This is a genomic window from Enterobacter sp. MGH119, from assembly GCF_001037675.1.
Lineage (GTDB): Bacteria > Pseudomonadota > Gammaproteobacteria > Enterobacterales > Enterobacteriaceae > Enterobacter > Enterobacter hormaechei_C.
On the sequence record NZ_KQ089933.1, the window covers coordinates 1 to 16,923 of the forward strand.

General features: G+C 51.1%; 22 protein-coding genes and 1 rRNA gene. 6 read left to right on the plus strand and 17 right to left on the minus strand.

The annotated features are described in order from the left end of the window. Nucleotides 1–20 precede the first annotated feature (20 nt). Nucleotides 21–1,562, minus strand: a 16S ribosomal RNA gene (locus SK53_RS18575). 477 nt (nt 1,563–2,039) lie between these two features. Between SK53_RS18575 and SK53_RS18580 the strand changes: the two genes are divergently transcribed. Further along, nucleotides 2,040–2,594 carry a gamma carbonic anhydrase family protein gene (locus SK53_RS18580; protein WP_003863357.1) on the plus strand — a complete coding sequence of 185 codons (555 nt, stop codon included), beginning with the start codon at nt 2,040–2,042 and terminating at the stop codon, nt 2,592–2,594. On the opposite strand, the gene SK53_RS18585 is transcribed toward SK53_RS18580, so the two are convergent. From SK53_RS18585 to dprA, 6 genes are read right to left on the minus strand one after another with little or no spacing between them, the layout of a single operon-like run. After that, nucleotides 2,570–2,818, minus strand: a complete 249-nt coding sequence (locus SK53_RS18585) for a DUF1488 family protein (RefSeq protein WP_003863356.1) — start codon at nt 2,816–2,818, stop codon at nt 2,570–2,572. The genes SK53_RS18580 and SK53_RS18585 overlap by 25 nt on opposite strands. Next, entirely contained in the window at nt 2,815–3,633 is an 819-nt protein-coding gene (aroE, locus tag SK53_RS18590; RefSeq protein WP_022651938.1) for a shikimate dehydrogenase, read from the minus strand. Before aroE ends, SK53_RS18585 begins: the two co-directional genes overlap by 4 nt. Before the next feature lie 4 nt (nt 3,634–3,637). Then, on the minus strand, nt 3,638–4,210 hold the full coding sequence (tsaC, locus tag SK53_RS18595) for an L-threonylcarbamoyladenylate synthase type 1 TsaC (protein ID WP_003863353.1): 573 nt from the start codon (nt 4,208–4,210) through the stop codon (nt 3,638–3,640). Further along, the gene (locus SK53_RS18600; RefSeq protein WP_022651940.1) at nt 4,203–4,757 is read right to left on the minus strand and encodes a DNA topoisomerase family protein; all 555 of its coding nucleotides are present in this window, start codon (nt 4,755–4,757) and stop codon (nt 4,203–4,205) included. The genes tsaC and SK53_RS18600 overlap by 8 nt, the downstream gene beginning before the upstream one ends. Before the next feature lie 26 nt (nt 4,758–4,783). Continuing rightward, on the minus strand, nt 4,784–5,257 hold the full coding sequence (smg, locus tag SK53_RS18605; protein WP_000460665.1) for a DUF494 family protein Smg: 474 nt from the start codon (nt 5,255–5,257) through the stop codon (nt 4,784–4,786). Further along, complete coding sequence (gene dprA, locus SK53_RS18610) at nt 5,229–6,353, minus strand: DNA-protecting protein DprA (protein ID WP_048209877.1); 1,125 nt, start codon at nt 6,351–6,353, stop codon at nt 5,229–5,231. The genes smg and dprA overlap by 29 nt, the downstream gene beginning before the upstream one ends. Before the next feature lie 127 nt (nt 6,354–6,480). On the opposite strand from dprA, the gene def reads away from it, so the two are divergent. From def to mscL, 5 genes are all read left to right on the plus strand, one after another. Then, nucleotides 6,481–6,990: a peptide deformylase gene (gene def, locus SK53_RS18615; protein ID WP_006812188.1), complete on the plus strand. Its 510-nt coding sequence runs from the start codon at nt 6,481–6,483 to the stop codon at nt 6,988–6,990. Nucleotides 6,991–7,014: 24 nt separating this feature from the next. After that, entirely contained in the window at nt 7,015–7,962 is a 948-nt protein-coding gene (gene fmt, locus SK53_RS18620) for a methionyl-tRNA formyltransferase (protein ID WP_047654358.1), read from the plus strand. 52 nt (nt 7,963–8,014) lie between these two features. After that, complete coding sequence (gene rsmB / locus SK53_RS18625) at nt 8,015–9,301, plus strand: 16S rRNA (cytosine(967)-C(5))-methyltransferase RsmB (protein WP_045344245.1); 1,287 nt, start codon at nt 8,015–8,017, stop codon at nt 9,299–9,301. A 22-nt stretch (nt 9,302–9,323) separates the two neighbouring features. Continuing rightward, nucleotides 9,324–10,700, plus strand: coding sequence for a Trk system potassium transporter TrkA (gene trkA, locus SK53_RS18630; protein ID WP_003863337.1), 1,377 nt, complete (start codon nt 9,324–9,326; stop codon nt 10,698–10,700). Between the two features lie 145 nt (nt 10,701–10,845). Further along, nucleotides 10,846–11,259 carry a large-conductance mechanosensitive channel protein MscL gene (gene mscL, locus SK53_RS18635; protein WP_003863335.1) on the plus strand — a complete coding sequence of 138 codons (414 nt, stop codon included), beginning with the start codon at nt 10,846–10,848 and terminating at the stop codon, nt 11,257–11,259. Here the strand turns inward: mscL and SK53_RS18640 are convergent, their stop codons facing one another. The 10 genes from SK53_RS18640 to secY all read right to left on the minus strand — a co-directional run bounded on the left by SK53_RS18640 (nt 11,260) and on the right by secY (nt 16,917). Then, nucleotides 11,260–11,475, minus strand: coding sequence for an alternative ribosome-rescue factor A (locus SK53_RS18640; RefSeq protein WP_022651943.1), 216 nt, complete (start codon nt 11,473–11,475; stop codon nt 11,260–11,262). It abuts the gene before it with no gap. 57 nt (nt 11,476–11,532) lie between these two features. Beyond that, entirely contained in the window at nt 11,533–11,958 is a 426-nt protein-coding gene (gene zntR, locus SK53_RS18645) for a Zn(2+)-responsive transcriptional regulator (protein ID WP_003863328.1), read from the minus strand. A gap of 2 nt (nt 11,959–11,960) precedes the next feature. Continuing rightward, on the minus strand, nt 11,961–12,329 hold the full coding sequence (locus tag SK53_RS18650) for a DnaJ family domain-containing protein (RefSeq protein WP_023314932.1): 369 nt from the start codon (nt 12,327–12,329) through the stop codon (nt 11,961–11,963). A 107-nt stretch (nt 12,330–12,436) separates the two neighbouring features. Next, a complete protein-coding gene (rplQ, locus tag SK53_RS18655; RefSeq protein WP_001216368.1) occupies nt 12,437–12,820 on the minus strand; it encodes a 50S ribosomal protein L17 in 384 nt (127 codons plus the stop codon). Between the two features lie 40 nt (nt 12,821–12,860). Beyond that, nucleotides 12,861–13,850 carry a DNA-directed RNA polymerase subunit alpha gene (gene rpoA / locus SK53_RS18660; protein WP_002919219.1) on the minus strand — a complete coding sequence of 330 codons (990 nt, stop codon included), beginning with the start codon at nt 13,848–13,850 and terminating at the stop codon, nt 12,861–12,863. 25 nt (nt 13,851–13,875) lie between these two features. Further along, nucleotides 13,876–14,496, minus strand: a complete 621-nt coding sequence (rpsD, locus tag SK53_RS18665; RefSeq protein ID WP_003863314.1) for a 30S ribosomal protein S4 — start codon at nt 14,494–14,496, stop codon at nt 13,876–13,878. A gap of 32 nt (nt 14,497–14,528) precedes the next feature. Further along, nucleotides 14,529–14,918 (minus strand): 30S ribosomal protein S11, encoded by a 390-nt coding sequence (gene rpsK / locus SK53_RS18670; RefSeq protein WP_003863312.1) that lies wholly within the window; start codon nt 14,916–14,918, stop codon nt 14,529–14,531. A 16-nt stretch (nt 14,919–14,934) separates the two neighbouring features. Further along, a complete protein-coding gene (gene rpsM, locus SK53_RS18675; RefSeq protein ID WP_003863308.1) occupies nt 14,935–15,291 on the minus strand; it encodes a 30S ribosomal protein S13 in 357 nt (118 codons plus the stop codon). Between the two features lie 146 nt (nt 15,292–15,437). Then, complete coding sequence (gene rpmJ / locus SK53_RS18680; protein WP_000868187.1) at nt 15,438–15,554, minus strand: 50S ribosomal protein L36; 117 nt, start codon at nt 15,552–15,554, stop codon at nt 15,438–15,440. A gap of 31 nt (nt 15,555–15,585) precedes the next feature. Beyond that, complete coding sequence (gene secY / locus SK53_RS18685; RefSeq protein ID WP_003863305.1) at nt 15,586–16,917, minus strand: preprotein translocase subunit SecY; 1,332 nt, start codon at nt 16,915–16,917, stop codon at nt 15,586–15,588. Nucleotides 16,918–16,923: the final 6 nt, after the last annotated feature.

Consider the following 16,923-nt stretch of genomic DNA (forward strand, 5'->3'; position numbering starts at 1 on the left):
CAAAGGCAGGTTCTTTAAGGTAAGGAGGTGATCCAACCGCAGGTTCCCCTACGGTTACCTTGTTACGACTTCACCCCAGTCATGAATCACAAAGTGGTAAGCGCCCTCCCGAAGGTTAAGCTACCTACTTCTTTTGCAACCCACTCCCATGGTGTGACGGGCGGTGTGTACAAGGCCCGGGAACGTATTCACCGTGGCATTCTGATCCACGATTACTAGCGATTCCGACTTCATGGAGTCGAGTTGCAGACTCCAATCCGGACTACGACGCACTTTATGAGGTCCGCTTGCTCTCGCGAGGTCGCTTCTCTTTGTATGCGCCATTGTAGCACGTGTGTAGCCCTACTCGTAAGGGCCATGATGACTTGACGTCATCCCCACCTTCCTCCAGTTTATCACTGGCAGTCTCCTTTGAGTTCCCGGCCTAACCGCTGGCAACAAAGGATAAGGGTTGCGCTCGTTGCGGGACTTAACCCAACATTTCACAACACGAGCTGACGACAGCCATGCAGCACCTGTCTCAGAGTTCCCGAAGGCACCAAAGCATCTCTGCTAAGTTCTCTGGATGTCAAGAGTAGGTAAGGTTCTTCGCGTTGCATCGAATTAAACCACATGCTCCACCGCTTGTGCGGGCCCCCGTCAATTCATTTGAGTTTTAACCTTGCGGCCGTACTCCCCAGGCGGTCGACTTAACGCGTTAGCTCCGGAAGCCACGCCTCAAGGGCACAACCTCCAAGTCGACATCGTTTACGGCGTGGACTACCAGGGTATCTAATCCTGTTTGCTCCCCACGCTTTCGCACCTGAGCGTCAGTCTTTGTCCAGGGGGCCGCCTTCGCCACCGGTATTCCTCCAGATCTCTACGCATTTCACCGCTACACCTGGAATTCTACCCCCCTCTACAAGACTCTAGCCTGCCAGTTTCGAATGCAGTTCCCAGGTTGAGCCCGGGGATTTCACATCCGACTTGACAGACCGCCTGCGTGCGCTTTACGCCCAGTAATTCCGATTAACGCTTGCACCCTCCGTATTACCGCGGCTGCTGGCACGGAGTTAGCCGGTGCTTCTTCTGCGGGTAACGTCAATCGACAAGGTTATTAACCTTATCGCCTTCCTCCCCGCTGAAAGTACTTTACAACCCGAAGGCCTTCTTCATACACGCGGCATGGCTGCATCAGGCTTGCGCCCATTGTGCAATATTCCCCACTGCTGCCTCCCGTAGGAGTCTGGACCGTGTCTCAGTTCCAGTGTGGCTGGTCATCCTCTCAGACCAGCTAGGGATCGTCGCCTAGGTGAGCCGTTACCCCACCTACTAGCTAATCCCATCTGGGCACATCCGATGGCAAGAGGCCTGAAGGTCCCCCTCTTTGGTCTTGCGACGTTATGCGGTATTAGCTACCGTTTCCAGTAGTTATCCCCCTCCATCAGGCAGTTTCCCAGACATTACTCACCCGTCCGCCACTCGTCAGCGAAGCAGCAAGCTGCTTCCTGTTACCGTTCGACTTGCATGTGTTAGGCCTGCCGCCAGCGTTCAATCTGAGCCATGATCAAACTCTTCAATTTAAAAGTTTGATGCTCAATGAATTAAACTTCGTAATGAATTACGTGTTCACTCGTTGAGACTTGGTATTCATTTATCGTCCGAGGACGTTAAGAATCCATGTCACTTTGAGTGCCCACACAGATTGTCTGATAAATTGTTAAAGAGCAGTTGCGACGCGCTTCAGCGCTCTGTCGCGAGGTGGCGTATATTACGCTTTCCTCTTTCAGAGTCAACCCTGATTTTCAGGATTTTTTCTCTTCAACCGACCGGGTTGTTTGTGAAGTGATTCACATCCGCCGTGTCGATGGAGGCGCATTATAGGGATCCCAGTTTTTAGCACAAGTATTTTTTAGATCTTTTTTTCCAACTGATGATTTTCCGTGCTTTTCGCTGAAAACCCACCCGATCCGCTTAAAAATTGACGCATTTTGCCTTGCCTCGATCCAGGAATACGATCAAAGTCTTCTTTAATAGCGCTCATCTGTATCGAGGTAGATATGTTTGCAGTATTACGTCCTTATAAAGATCTGTTCCCCCAAAAAGGCGATCGCGTGATGATCGATGCCAGCAGCGTGGTCATTGGTGATGTTCGCATGGCCGATGATGTCAGCATCTGGCCACTCGTCGCGATCCGGGGCGATGTTAACTATGTTGCAATCGGTGCACGCACCAATATTCAGGACGGCAGCGTGCTGCATGTGACTCATAAGTCATCATATAACCCTGAGGGCAATCCGCTCATCATTGGGGAAGATGTTACCGTCGGTCATAAAGTAATGCTCCACGGCTGCACAATCGGTAACAGGGTTCTCGTTGGGATGGGATCGATTTTGCTGGATGGCGTCATAGTAGAAGATGACGTAATGATTGGCGCAGGAAGCCTAGTTCCGCAAAACAAACGCCTGGAAAGTGGCTATCTCTATTTAGGCAGTCCGGTTAAACAGATCCGCCCCCTAAAGGAGGCGGAGATCGAAGGATTGAAATACTCAGCGAACAATTACGTTAAATGGAAGAATGACTATCTGGATCAGGATAACCAGACCCAGCCCTGATCGTCTTCCTGCTGTACGCGGATCAAATCGCTGGCTTCCTCTTCCAGATCCCAGCGATTTTCACAAAAGACCGCTAACGGATCTGAACCACCAAAGCGCTGAAGCAACGTCTCCCCTTTAATCGCACAGGTGAGCTGCATTCCATGCACCAGCACCGGGAAACACACCGCTTGCTTGTTTTCATCCCAGATTTCTCTGTCGGGAAAATGAATCGCCTGATTCATGCCATCAGTTCCTGTTTCAGCTTTTCGATCACCGGTTCTACAGCAGGTAACACGCCATGCCAGAGTAGCACCGCATGAGCCGCCTGCCCCACCAGCATGCCCAGACCATCAGCCACATGTTTTGCCCCCTGTTGTTCGCACCAGGTCAGAAATGGCGTTTTCCCTTTTTGATAAAACATGTCATAGGCGTAGATGTGGGAATGAACCAGGGATGCAGGAATCGCCGGGATCTCTCCATTAATACCGCTTGAGGTGGCATTAATCACAAGATCAAATTCGTGACCCGCGAGATCCTCAAGTGCTACCGCAGCTACGCTGCCTGTGTGTGCGAACAACGCCGCCAGTTCTTCTGCTCTGGAGAAAGTACGGTTGGTGATTGTCACCGCACAATCCAGCGAAAGAAGAGGAAGCAATACGCCGCGCGACGCGCCACCCGCACCGATCAGCAGGATCCGAAAGCCTGGTTTAATAAACGACAGTCGCTCCAGATCGCTGAGTAAACCTATGCCATCGGTGTTATCGCCCAGAAGGCGACCATCTTCGAGCCGCTTAAGAGTATTGACGGCACCAGCGAGCGACGCACGCTCGGTCAGCTCATCTGCACGCCCGAAAGCCTCTTCTTTAAAAGGCACCGTGACGTTCGCACCTTTACCACCCGCATCAAAAAAGTTATTCAGCGTCGGTATAAATGCATCAACAGGCGCAAGAACCCGACCATACGGGTGATCTATCTGCAATTGCTCTGCAAACAGCTGATGGATCAGAGGCGACTTGCTGTGCGCGATCGGGTTACCAAAAACAGCATAGGTTTCCATCACATTATCCCTGGCGAAAACGTTCGCCGGTCAAGGCATCGCGAATTTCTGACGGGTTAAGACGGCCACCGGTTTCACCGACGGCTACCGGGAAATCACTCCCGAACTGCGCCAGAACTTCTTCGGTTGTCCGACAGGGGGGAAGCCCGGTCAGGTTGGCGCTGGTTGAAACCAGAGGTTTACCAAATGCCTGGCATAACTCCACCACCAGCGGATGGTCGGTAACGCGTACCGCAAGTGAATCGAAACGCCCGGTTAACCAGCGCGGCGTTGTCGGTTGTGCAGGAAAAACAAACGTCACGGGACCAGGCCACGCAGAGAAAATGGTTTCCCGCTGTGCAGGCGTCAGCATGGAATCATCAATATAAGGCTTAAGCTGCGCGTAGTTCGCAGCGATCAAAATCAATCCTTTTTCCACAGGCCGCTGTTTTAGCGCCAGCAGACGGTTAACGGCGACTTCGCTGTCAGGATCGCACCCGACCCCGAAAACGGCTTCTGTTGGATAGGCGATGACTTCTTCTTTTTTCAGGATTTCCACCGCCTGCGCGATGGAGCCTGATGGCAGGTTATTATTCACTGATTTGATCCGCCGAAACCGGCTTTCCACATTGTTTACTGGCGCAAAAGCGTTTCAAGCCTTGCGCGGTTTTCTTTTCTATAAGTAACGGATAATCGCAATGAGGGCAGACGCCCGCTACTGGTTTGAAATTGATAACGAACTGGCATTCGGGATAGCGATCGCACGAATGGAAGGTCTTGCCATAACGAGAGCGGCGCTGCACCAATTGACCACGCTGGCACTGAGGGCAGGCAATTGCCGTTTCATCTGGTTTATCAATTTGTTCCGTATGATCACATTCCGGGTAGCGGCTGCATCCGATAAACATCCCGAACCGCCCCAGCCGCAGCGCCAGTTCGCCGCCGCAGAGCGGACAAAGCTGTCCCTCCAGAATTTTGACGATATGTCCGTCCGCCTGGCTCTTCAGGGGACGGACATAATCACATTCCGGATAGTGTGAACAACCGAGAAACGGACCGTGTTTCCCGGACCGAATAACAAGTTCAGCCCCACACTGTGGGCAGGGCTCGTTTTTATGCACCGTGAAGAGTGCTGATTTGGCCATAACAACTCTTGTTGCTGCACATAGAATTAATGCAGCATACCTTCATTCACTTCAAAGAGTAATTCTTCCATTTGCTGATAGGCATTTTCACAGCCTGGAATGTTGAACAGCACCATCAGGATCACCCATTTCAGATCTTCCAGTTCAAATTCAGCAGTATCCAGCGCCATGACGCGCTCTATCACCATCTCTCTCGTTTCGAGGTTTAGCACCTGAATCTGCTCGAGGAATAAAATGAATCCCCGGCAGCTGGCATCCAGCCTTTCACACTCTTCAGCTGTATAGATGCGCACAGACAATGGGTCAGAAGCAAGCTGCATCGGTTCGGCGAGGCCGTCCTGATAATCAGCCAACTTATCCAGCCACATCAACGCATTATAAATATCTTCCCGCTCAAAACCTGCGTCGGTCAGATCCCGTGTTAATTTGTCCTGATCCACCTGCATTTCTGCTTCGTTGTGGATGTAAGTCTCAAACAAATACATCAGTACGTCGAACATGGCATGCCCTCCTTAATCGGACATAGCCGCCGGGTACAGCTGCGATCCACCCTGCTAACTCCAGTTCGAGTAGCTGTGCTACCGTTACTGGCACAGGTTGGCCGGCACGTTCAGCGACAACGTCAACAGGTGTTACCTCATCTCCTACGTTAGCCAGGAGCTTGGGAAATGGCAATGCTACGGCCTCCTGATCCGATGAAATATGTCGCTTTTGGAGATCATCCTGCAACCAATGCAATCCATACTGCAAATTTTCCAGGATATCCTCTTTACAGGTCACCAGCGTCGCCCCCTGTTTTATCAGCCAGTGAGGGCCTTCGCAGCCAGGGTTCCCCAACGGGCCGGGCAGCGCAAAAACTTCACGCCCCTGCTCCAGTGCGCACCTTGCAGTAACCAGCGATCCACTTCGAATCGCAGCTTCGACCACCAGCACGCCCTGGCTTAACCCGCTGATGATCCGGTTACGCCGTGGAAAGTTACCCGGTCTGGGCGATGTCGAAAGTGAAAACTCAGATACTATCGCCCCCTCAGAAGCGATAAGTTGCTCAGCCAGAATGTGATGACGACGCGGATAGAGACTAAAAAGACCATTGCCAAGCACGGCGACACTTCGCCCTTTTGCTGACAACGCCGCATGATGTGCCACACCGTCGATGCCGCAAGCCAGGCCACTGGTGATCGTAAAGCCACATTGGGACAGCTGTTCACTGAGCATTTTCCCCCAACGCTCGCCGTACCACGAGGGCGCACGGCTGCCCACAACCGCAAGCTGCATGCTATTAAGCACGTCGACGCGGCCTTGCACAAAGAGCGCCCCGGGAAAATCAGGTATAGAACGCAACAATGGCGGAAAACGAGGATCATCCGCCGTGAGAAGGTGGTTGTCGGTGTGTTCCAGCCATTCCAGACTACGTTCAAGCTCACTCTCGCTGAACGAAAAAAACTTTACGGCATGTTTGGGCGAAAGCCCTGCCGCGTTGACAGCTTCAGCATCAACGGTTGCCTGGCGAAGCAGCCTCTGCGCAATCTCCAGCATCGCGTCACCGTATAACGACCCGATGTTTATAAGCCGTAACCATATCTCTGTGGACGTCATCCTTTTCCCTGCCATAAGCAGCCTCAGCAATCTTTGCGATTGGTCACTGATGCTGTCAATCGACCGGGGATTTGTCTAGAATAGAAGTAATATTCTTATCAACTCCTGAACACGACTCTGGAAATTTATGGCAGTTTTGCAAGTGTTACATATTCCTGACGAGCGTCTTCGCATCGTCGCGGAACCGGTTAAAGAAGTGAATGCAGAAATTCAGCGTATCGTCGATGATATGTTCGATACCATGTACGCTGAAGAAGGCATTGGCCTGGCGGCGACCCAGGTAGACATTCACAAGCGTATTATCGTGATCGACGTTTCTGAAAATCGCGATGAGCGTCTGGTGCTGATCAACCCTGAACTGCTTGAAAAAAGCGGCGAAACAGGCATTGAGGAAGGCTGTCTGTCTATCCCTGAACAGCGCGCTTTGGTGCCACGTGCCGAAAAAGTTAAAATTCGCGCACTGGATCGTGACGGCAATCCGTTTGAGCTGGAAGCCGACGATCTGCTGGCGATTTGCATTCAGCATGAGATGGATCACCTGGTCGGTAAACTGTTTATCGATTACCTCTCACCTCTGAAGCAACAGCGTATTCGTCAGAAAGTTGAGAAACTGGATCGTTTGCGTTCTCGCGCTTAACGCCCCCCGGATACAAGGAATAACGTGTCTACATCACTACGTATAATCTTCGCGGGTACCCCTGATTTTGCAGCGCGTCATCTCGACGCGCTGCTATCGTCTGGTCATCAGATTGTTGGCGTATTTACTCAGCCGGATCGTCCGGCTGGCCGCGGTAAAAAACTGATGCCTGGCCCGGTTAAAGTGCTGGCAGAAACGCATGGTTTACCGGTATTCCAGCCAGCGTCATTACGACCTGAGGAAAACCAGCAGTTAGTGGCAGACCTGAACGCTGACGTGATGGTAGTTGTGGCTTACGGCCTCATTCTGCCAAAAGCGGTACTCGATATGCCCCGCCTGGGCTGTGTTAACGTTCATGGTTCTTTGCTCCCACGCTGGCGCGGTGCAGCCCCTATTCAGCGCGCTCTGTGGGCAGGCGATGCTGAAACTGGCGTGACAATCATGAAGATGGACGTAGGTTTAGACACGGGCGACATGCTGTATAAACTGGCGTGTCCCATTACCGCAGAAGATACCAGCGCCACGCTGTATGACAAGCTGGCGGATCTCGGTCCGCAGGGGCTGATTGAGACGTTGCAACAGCTTGCTGACAATACAGCGACACCTGAAGTGCAGGATGAGGCACAGGTGACCTATGCTGAAAAACTGAGTAAAGAAGAAGCCCGGATCGACTGGTCCCTGTCAGCAGCTCAACTCGAACGCTGCATCCGCGCCTTTAATCCGTGGCCGATGAGCTGGATGATGATTGATGAGCAGCCAGTGAAAGTCTGGAAAGCTTCAGTTATTAACGGCAATACATCAGCAGAGCCCGGTACGATTATCGACGCCAGCAAAAACGGTATCCAGGTTGCGACCGGAGAAGGGATCCTGAATCTTGAATCGCTGCAACCGGCCGGTAAAAAGGCAATGAGCGCGCAGGATCTATTAAATTCCCGTCGTGAATGGTTCATCCCTGGCAATCGTCTTGCCTGAACAAATTTATTCTTAAGGCCCGGTGTTTCCGGGCATTTTTATTTTTACGGTTATGAAAAGACAAAATCTACGCACTATGGCGGCTCAGGCCGTTGAGCAGGTTATTGAGCAGGGCCAGTCACTGAGTAATGTCCTGCCTCCACTGCAACAAAAGGTTTCCGATAAAGATAAAGCGCTGCTTCAGGAGCTGTGCTTTGGCGTGCTGCGTACCCTCTCTCAGCTTGAATGGTTAATTAATAAGCTGATGTCACGCCCGATGAGCGGCAAGCAACGTACCGTGCATTATTTGATCATGGTCGGTTTCTACCAGCTTCTTCATACCCGCATTCCACCTCATGCTGCGCTGGCTGAGACAGTGGAAGGTGCCGTTGCGATTAAACGTCCCCAGCTGAAAGGATTGATTAACGGCGTACTGCGTCAGTTCCAGCGTCAGCAGGACGAACTGCTGGCAGAATTTGCGCAAAGCGAAGCGCGCTTCCTGCATCCAGAATGGCTGCTGAATCGCCTTAAAAAAGCCTACCCACAGCAATGGCAAGACATTGTGGATGCCAATAACCAACGTCCGCCGATGTGGTTACGCGTCAATCGTAACCATCATACCCGCGACGCATGGCTGGCCCTGCTGGAAGAGACCGGAATGAGCGGCTTCACACACGCGGCTTATCCTGATGCGGTTCGTTTAGCCTCCCCTGCACCGGTACATGCATTACCCGGTTTTGAAGAGGGCTGGGTAACGGTACAGGACGCATCCGCTCAGGGGTGCATGGCCTGGCTTGAACCGAAAGACGGGGAGCAGATCCTTGATCTCTGTGCAGCGCCAGGGGGAAAAACAACGCACATTCTGGAAGTGGCGCCGCAGGCCAGCGTGATGGCCGTGGATGCTGATGAGCAGCGTCTTTCACGCGTCTATGACAACCTCAAGCGTCTGGGTATGAAAGCACAGGTTAAGCAAGGCGATGGACGTAAACCCGCAGACTGGTGTGGTGCTACCCGGTTCGATCGTATTTTGCTGGACGCCCCCTGCTCTGCAACCGGCGTAATTCGTCGTCATCCCGATATCAAATGGCTGCGTCGCGATCGTGATATCAAGGAGCTTGCCCAGTTGCAATCCGAAATTCTGGATGCCATCTGGCCGCATCTCAAACCCGGCGGAACCTTGGTGTATGCAACCTGCTCTGTTCTTCCGGAAGAAAACAGTCAGCAAATTGCGGCTTTCCTGAAGCGCACCCCGGACGCGACGCTGCATGATACGGGAACACCTGAGCACCCGGGTCTGCAAAACCTGCCGGGCGCAGAAGAGGGTGATGGCTTCTTTTACGCTAAGCTAATCAAAGAGTGATGTTGAGAACAGGTCACGAAAGATGAAAATTATCATTCTGGGCGCAGGGCAAGTTGGCGGAACGCTGGCGGAAAATCTCGTGGGCGAAAACAACGATATCACCATTGTGGATACCAATGGCGATCGCCTGCGCGTTTTGCAGGACAAGTTTGATCTTCGTGTTGTGCAGGGGCACGGCTCTCATCCTCGAGTGCTTCGTGAGGCGGGCGCGGACGATGCCGACATGCTGGTTGCAGTAACCAGTTCTGATGAAACCAACATGGTTGCATGCCAGGTGGCCTACTCGCTGTTCAACACACCGAACCGCATCGCCCGCATTCGCTCCCCGGACTATGTCCGGGATGCGGAAAAGCTGTTTAATTCCGAAGCAGTACCTATCGACCATCTTATTGCCCCTGAGCAGTTGGTTATCGACAGTATTTATCGTCTGATTGAGTACCCGGGCGCGTTGCAGGTTGTGAACTTTGCTGAAGGGAAAGTAAGCCTGGCGGTCGTGAAGGCTTATTACGGCGGCCCGCTGATTGGTAATGCCCTGTCGACAATGCGCGAGCATATGCCACATATCGATACGCGTGTTGCGGCGATTTTCCGTCACGACAGACCTATTCGTCCGCAAGGTTCCACCATTGTCGAAGCCGGGGATGAAGTCTTCTTTATTGCGGCTTCTCAGCATATCCGTGCGGTGATGAGTGAACTTCAGCGTCTCGAAAAACCGTATAAACGTATTATGCTGGTTGGCGGCGGTAATATTGGCGCAGGTCTGGCGAGACGGCTGGAAAAAGACTACAGCGTGAAGCTGATCGAACGAGATCAACAGCGCGCGTCGGAGCTAGCTGAAAAACTTCAGAATACTATCGTGTTTTATGGCGATGCTTCGGATCAGGAATTACTGGCCGAAGAGCATATCGATCAGGTTGATCTTTTTATTGCCGTCACCAACGACGACGAAGCGAATATTATGTCCGCCATGCTCGCTAAACGTATGGGGGCGAAAAAAGTAATGGTGCTTATCCAGCGTAAGGCTTATGTCGACCTGGTACAGGGTAGCGTAATTGATATTGCTATTTCACCCCAGCAAGCCACCATCTCTGCCCTGCTAAGCCATGTGCGTAAAGCGGATATTGTCGGCGTGTCGTCTCTGCGTCGTGGTGTTGCTGAAGCCATTGAAGCCGTCGCTCACGGTGATGAAACGACGTCGCGCGTTGTTGGTCGCGCGATCGACGAAATTAAACTTCCACCAGGCACCATTATCGGCGCCGTAGTGCGAGGTAACGATGTCATGATCGCCAATGATAATTTACGTATCGAGCAGGGTGACCACGTTATTATGTTCCTGACCGATAAAAAATTTATTACCGACGTCGAGCGTTTATTCCAGCCAAGTCCATTCTTCCTGTAATGATTTGGGTGCTCAGACGAGAGCACCCAAATATTAACCTTCTAATTTTCATGCCTTTTATTTTCATAACGATTATTTATCCCCAATGGCAATTAGCTAATCATTTGTTAAACTTATAGGCGTCAGCTGGCACAAGGAGAACATAATGAGTTTTATTAAAGAGTTTCGCGAATTTGCGATGCGCGGGAATGTAGTGGATTTGGCTGTGGGTGTCATTATTGGTGCGGCGTTCGGTAAGATCGTTTCATCATTAGTCGCCGACATTATTATGCCGCCGTTAGGACTGTTGATTGGAGGCATTGATTTCAAACAATTCGCCTTCACCCTTCGGGAAGCTCAGGGCGATATCCCTGCGGTTGTAATGCACTACGGCGTATTCATTCAGAACGTATTTGATTTCGTGATCGTGGCATTTGCCATTTTCATGGCGATCAAACTTATCAACAGACTTAACCGTAAAAAAGAAGAACCGGCTGCTGCCCCGCCAGCACCAACTAAAGAAGAAGTCTTACTGACTGAAATTCGCGATCTGTTAAAAGAGCAGAATAACCGCGTTTAATCAGGAGACAGAAACAGAAAGGCCAGTGGTAAAAAAGCGATTAGCTTGCTTGCCACTGGCCTCCCAGTTACCCCGTTGTGCATGTTTACCTTTACGTAAATAACTCCCTTTTCCTTTCTTGTTCTTCTCAACTCGCTGTCTGAAAAGTGGGTCGTGAAGCAATGCCTCAATGGCGTTATCCTTAATGTGTCCCTTAGTATGCTGATAGCGGCTCATCATCTCTCCTGAGCATAGTTAATGTCGGCGGGAGTCTAGTCCCTGGCTGATAAAAAATCAACAACCCTGAGTTTCACTACTGGCGCCCTGTTCAAGAGCTTCCAGTATTGAGCAATAAACACTGCTATGAGCGGTACCGCAGCACGCGTCATTTAACCTTTGCAGAGATCGCTGCATGGCTTGCAGTTCCTGAATGCGTCCTTCAACTTCATCCAGCCGGGCCTGAACGATGCTTTTAGATTCCTGACACGTATGATGTTCAGGATCGATACGGATCGACAGCAGTTCACGGATCGACTCCAGCGTGAAGCCGAGTTGCCGTGCATAGCGGATAAAACGAAGGCGTTGCAGGTCGTTATCCGTATAAAGGCGAAATCCACCTTCCGTTCTGACCTCATGATCGATCATCTGCTGCTTTTCGTAGTAGCGGATAGTATCCGGCGTTACGTTAGCAAGCTTCGCAAGTTCACCTATGCGGTACATGGCTACTCCTTGTTTATTTTTTGTATTAACCTTTCACTGTACTCACCATGCAAAAAGTCAGTATTCATTCCCGTCTGGCGCAGTTTTAGCTCTATGAGCGCCAACCGACGACTGATTTCAGAGTACCGCGGGTCATTCTTATGAATGCCTTTAAGCAGATCGGCAAGCTCGACGGCTTCATTACGTTGCTGAAGCTCAGGCGGTAAACAACCTGCGTTTTTCAGTAAGCGATAACCGGCCCGTAATTCAGGGGGAATATGTGAATCATCGTCCAGAATCAGCGGCTCACCGCTGCCGGGAAGATTTTCGAACTCGCCTTTGTTTTGGGCATCGCAAATATGGCGTTCAGCCCACTGATCGAGCAACCACATAATGAACTCCAGGGGGTGAGCAGAAAAGATACAGACATTGTAGATAAGTGGAGATTCTGCGGATATAAAAAAACCCGCCGAGGCGGGTTTTTTTACGTTACTACAGATTACTCTGCAGCAGCTTCTGCTTTCTCTGAACGATCAACCAGCTCGATGTAAGCCATCGGCGCGTTGTCGCCTGCACGGAAGCCACACTTCAGAATGCGAGTGTAACCACCGGCACGGCTCGCGAAACGCGGGCCCAGTTCGTTAAACAGTTTTGCCACGATCTCGTTATCACGAGTACGGGCGAATGCCAGACGACGATTAGCAACGCTGTCAGTCTTGGCAAGAGTAATCAGCGGCTCAACTACGCGACGCAGCTCTTTCGCTTTAGGCAGGGTCGTCTTGATGATTTCATGACGAACCAGTGAACCTGCCATGTTGCGGAACATAGCCTGGCGATGGCTGCTGTTGCGGTTCAGTTGACGACCACTCTTACGATGGCGCATGACCTTATCCTTCTCAGTAAAACCTTAACCTGTGATCCGGTTACTCGTCAGCAATGCTTGCCGGTGGCCAGTTTTCCAGGCGCATGCCCAGAGACAGACCACGTGAAGCCAGCACGTCTTTAATCTCGGTAAGAGATTTTTTACCCAGGTTCGGCGTTTTCAGCAACTCAACCTCGGTACGCTGTACCAGATCACCGATATAGTGGATAGCTTCTGCCTTGAGGCAGTTAGCAGAGCGGACAGTCAATTCCAGATCGTCAACAGGGCGCAGCAGGATCGGATCGAATTCTGGTTTCTCTTCTTTCACTTCCGGCTGACGTACATCACGTAAGTCAACGAAAGCTTCCAGTTGTTCTGCCAGGATGGTTGCCGCACGACGAATCGCCTCTTCAGGATCGATTGTGCCATTGGTTTCCATTTCGATGACCAGCTTGTCCAGGTCGGTACGCTGTTCTACACGCGCTGCTTCAACATTGTAGGCAATACGCTCTACAGGGCTGTAGCATGCGTCGACCAGCAGACGGCCGATTGGGCGCTCATCTTCTTCCGAATGAATTCGGGCAGAAGCCGGCACATAACCACGACCGCGCTGAACTTTGATACGCATGCTAATAGCTGCGTTCTCATCGGTCAGGTGGCAGATCACGTGCTGCGGCTTGACGATTTCAACATCACCGTCGTGGGTGATGTCGGCTGCAGTCACAGGGCCAATGCCAGATTTATTCAGAGTAAGAATAACTTCATCTTTACCCTGAACTCTCACCGCCAGCCCTTTCAGGTTGAGCAGGATTTCAAGGATATCTTCCTGAACGCCTTCTTTGGTGCTGTACTCATGAAGTACACCATCAATCTCAACCTCGGTCACCGCGCAACCCGGCATCGATGAGAGCAGAATACGGCGCAGTGCGTTACCCAGAGTATGGCCAAAGCCACGCTCTAAAGGCTCAAGGGTCACCTTGGCGTGCGTCGAACTCACTTGCTCGATATCTACCAGGCGCGGTTTTAGAAACTCTGTCACAGAACCCTGCATTGTGTCCTCTCTTTGGTACTAAGCTTTACTTGGAGTAAAGCTCGACGATCAGGTGTTCGTTAATGTCCGCAGACAGATCAGAACGTTCTGGCTGACGCTTGAACGTACCTTCCATCTTGCCAGCATCAACTTCCAGCCAGGTTGGCTTTTCACGCTGCTCAGCCAGCTCCAGAGCGGCTTTCACGCGAGATTGCTTTTTCGCTTTCTCACGAATGCTAACAACGTCATTCGCTTTAACCTGATAAGAAGCGATGTTAACAACACGACCGTTTACCATGATTGCTTTATGGCTAACCAGCTGGCGTGATTCAGCACGAGTCGCGCCGAAGCCCATACGGTATACAACGTTGTCCAGACGACCTTCCAGCAGAGCCAGCAGGTTTTCACCTGTGTTGCCTTTCAGACGTGCTGCTTCTTTATAGTAGTTACGGAACTGACGCTCCAGCACACCGTAGATACGGCGAACTTTTTGCTTTTCACGCAACTGCACACCATAGTCAGACAGACGCGGTTTACGCGCACCGTGCTGGCCAGGAGCTTGTTCAATTTTACACTTGGTATCGATCGCGCGAACGCCAGACTTAAGGAATAAGTCGGTGCCCTCACGACGGCTCAGCTTGAGCTTAGGACCCAAATATCTTGCCATTTTCTATCTCCAACTAACCTAAAAAACGAGCGTTATACGCGACGTTTTTTCGGCGGACGACAACCGTTATGAGGGATCGGAGTCACATCAGTAATATTCGTGATGCGGAAACCAGCGGCGTTCAGAGCGCGAACAGTAGATTCACGACCCGGACCCGGACCTTTAACCATAACTTCCAGATTCTTGATGCCGTATTCTTTTACGGCTTCAGCGCAACGCTCTGCTGCAACCTGAGCTGCGAACGGAGTGGATTTGCGAGAACCACGGAAACCGGAACCACCGGCTGTTGCCCAACCCAATGCGTTACCCTGACGATCAGTAATAGTAACGATGGTGTTGTTGAAAGAAGCATGGATATGAGCCACGCCGTCAGAGACTTGTTTTCTTACACGTTTACGTGCACGAACTGGTGCCTTTGCCATTATTCAATCACCCCGATTATTTCTTGATCGGTTTGCGCGGACCCTTACGGGTACGTGCGTTGGTCTTAGTACGCTGACCGCGTACTGGCAGACCACGACGATGACGCAAACCGCGATAGCAACCAAGATCCATCAGGCGCTTGATGCTCATGCTGATTTCACGGCGCAGATCACCTTCAACGACAAATTTGGCAACTTCGTCACGCAGCGTGTCGATTTGTTCTTCAGACAGCTCACTGATCTTAACATCTTCAGCGATACCCGCTGCAGCCAGAATGGCTTTAGAACGGGTCTTGCCGACGCCGTAGATCGAAGTTAATGCGATCACAGCATGTTTCTGATCAGGAATGTTAATGCCTGCTATACGGGCCACTATGCACTCCTACTATTTAATATGTACGCACCATGCTGAAAAGCCCGTTTTCAGGATACTCAAATGGAAACGTACAGACATACAAAAGATTGGCTGGCTAATCTAGCCAGCTCAACCCAACTTTGCAAGAAAAATATGCGAAATAATCAGCCTTGGCGCTGTTTATGCTTCGGCTCGGCACTGCAAATCACACGGATGACACCATCACGCTTAACGATTTTGCAGTTACGGCATAATTTCTTGACGGAAGCACGAACTTTCATTTTTACTCTCCGTAACTTCTCAGGCGACCAGTTAGCGGCCGTAGCCTTTCAGGTTCGCCTTCTTCAATGCAGACTCATACTGACTGGACATCATCAGAGTTTGCACTTGAGCCATAAAGTCCATAATCACGACAACAACGATAAGCAGTGAGGTCCCACCGAAGTAGAACGGTACTTTCATTGCATCACGCATGAACTCCGGGATCAGGCAGATAAAAGTAATATAAAGCGCACCAACCAAAGTCAGGCGAGTCATTACTTTATCGATATACTTCGCCGTTTGCTCTCCCGGACGAATTCCTGGTACAAATGCACCGGACTTCTTCAGGTTATCTGCTGTTTCACGCGGGTTGAAGACCAACGCCGTGTAGAAGAAACAGAAGAAGATGATCGCAGACGCATAGAGTAACACATAAAGTGGTTGCCCAGGCTGCAAATACAGCGAAATTGTTGTCAGCCAGTTCCAACCAGTACCGCCCCCGAACCATGACGCGATGGTTGCCGGGAACAGAATAATACTGGAAGCGAAGATAGCCGGGATAACCCCCGCCATATTCACTTTCAGCGGTAAATGTGTGCTCTGTGCAGCATAGACACGACGACCCTGCTGACGTTTAGCGTAGTTCACCACAATGCGGCGTTGACCACGTTCAACGAAGACAACAAAGAACGTCACTGCAAATACTAATACTGCAACCAACAGCAACAGGAGGAAGTGCAGGTCGCCTTGACGCGCTTGCTCGATAGTATGGGCGATGGCCGGCGGGAGACCCGCAACGATACCGGCGAAGATAATGATTGAGATACCGTTACCGATACCTCGTTCAGTAATCTGTTCGCCGAGCCACATCAGGAACATGGTCCCTGTGACCAGACTTACAACAGCGGTGAAATAGAATGCAAAGCCTGGGTTTAATACCAGGCCCTGCATACCAGGCATATTCGGAAGACCGGTAGCAATACCGATCGACTGGAATATTGCCAGCACCAGAGTGCCGTAACGGGTGTACTGGCTAATCTTACGACGTCCAGACTCCCCTTCTTTCTTCAACTCTGCCAGGGCCGGATGAACGACCGTCAGCAGCTGGATAATAATTGATGCCGAAATGTACGGCATAATACCCAGTGCGAAAATAGAAGCACGGCTGAGAGCACCACCAGAGAACATGTTGAACATTTCAATGATGGTGCCTCGCTGTTGCTCAAGCAGTTTGGCAAGTACAGCGGCATCAATACCAGGGATCGGAATAAAAGAGCCAATACGGAACACAATCAGCGCGCCGATTACAAACAGCAGTCTGCGTTTCAGCTCGCCAAATCCACCTTTGGCACTTTGAAAATCTAATCCCGGTTGCTTAGCCATCTGCTA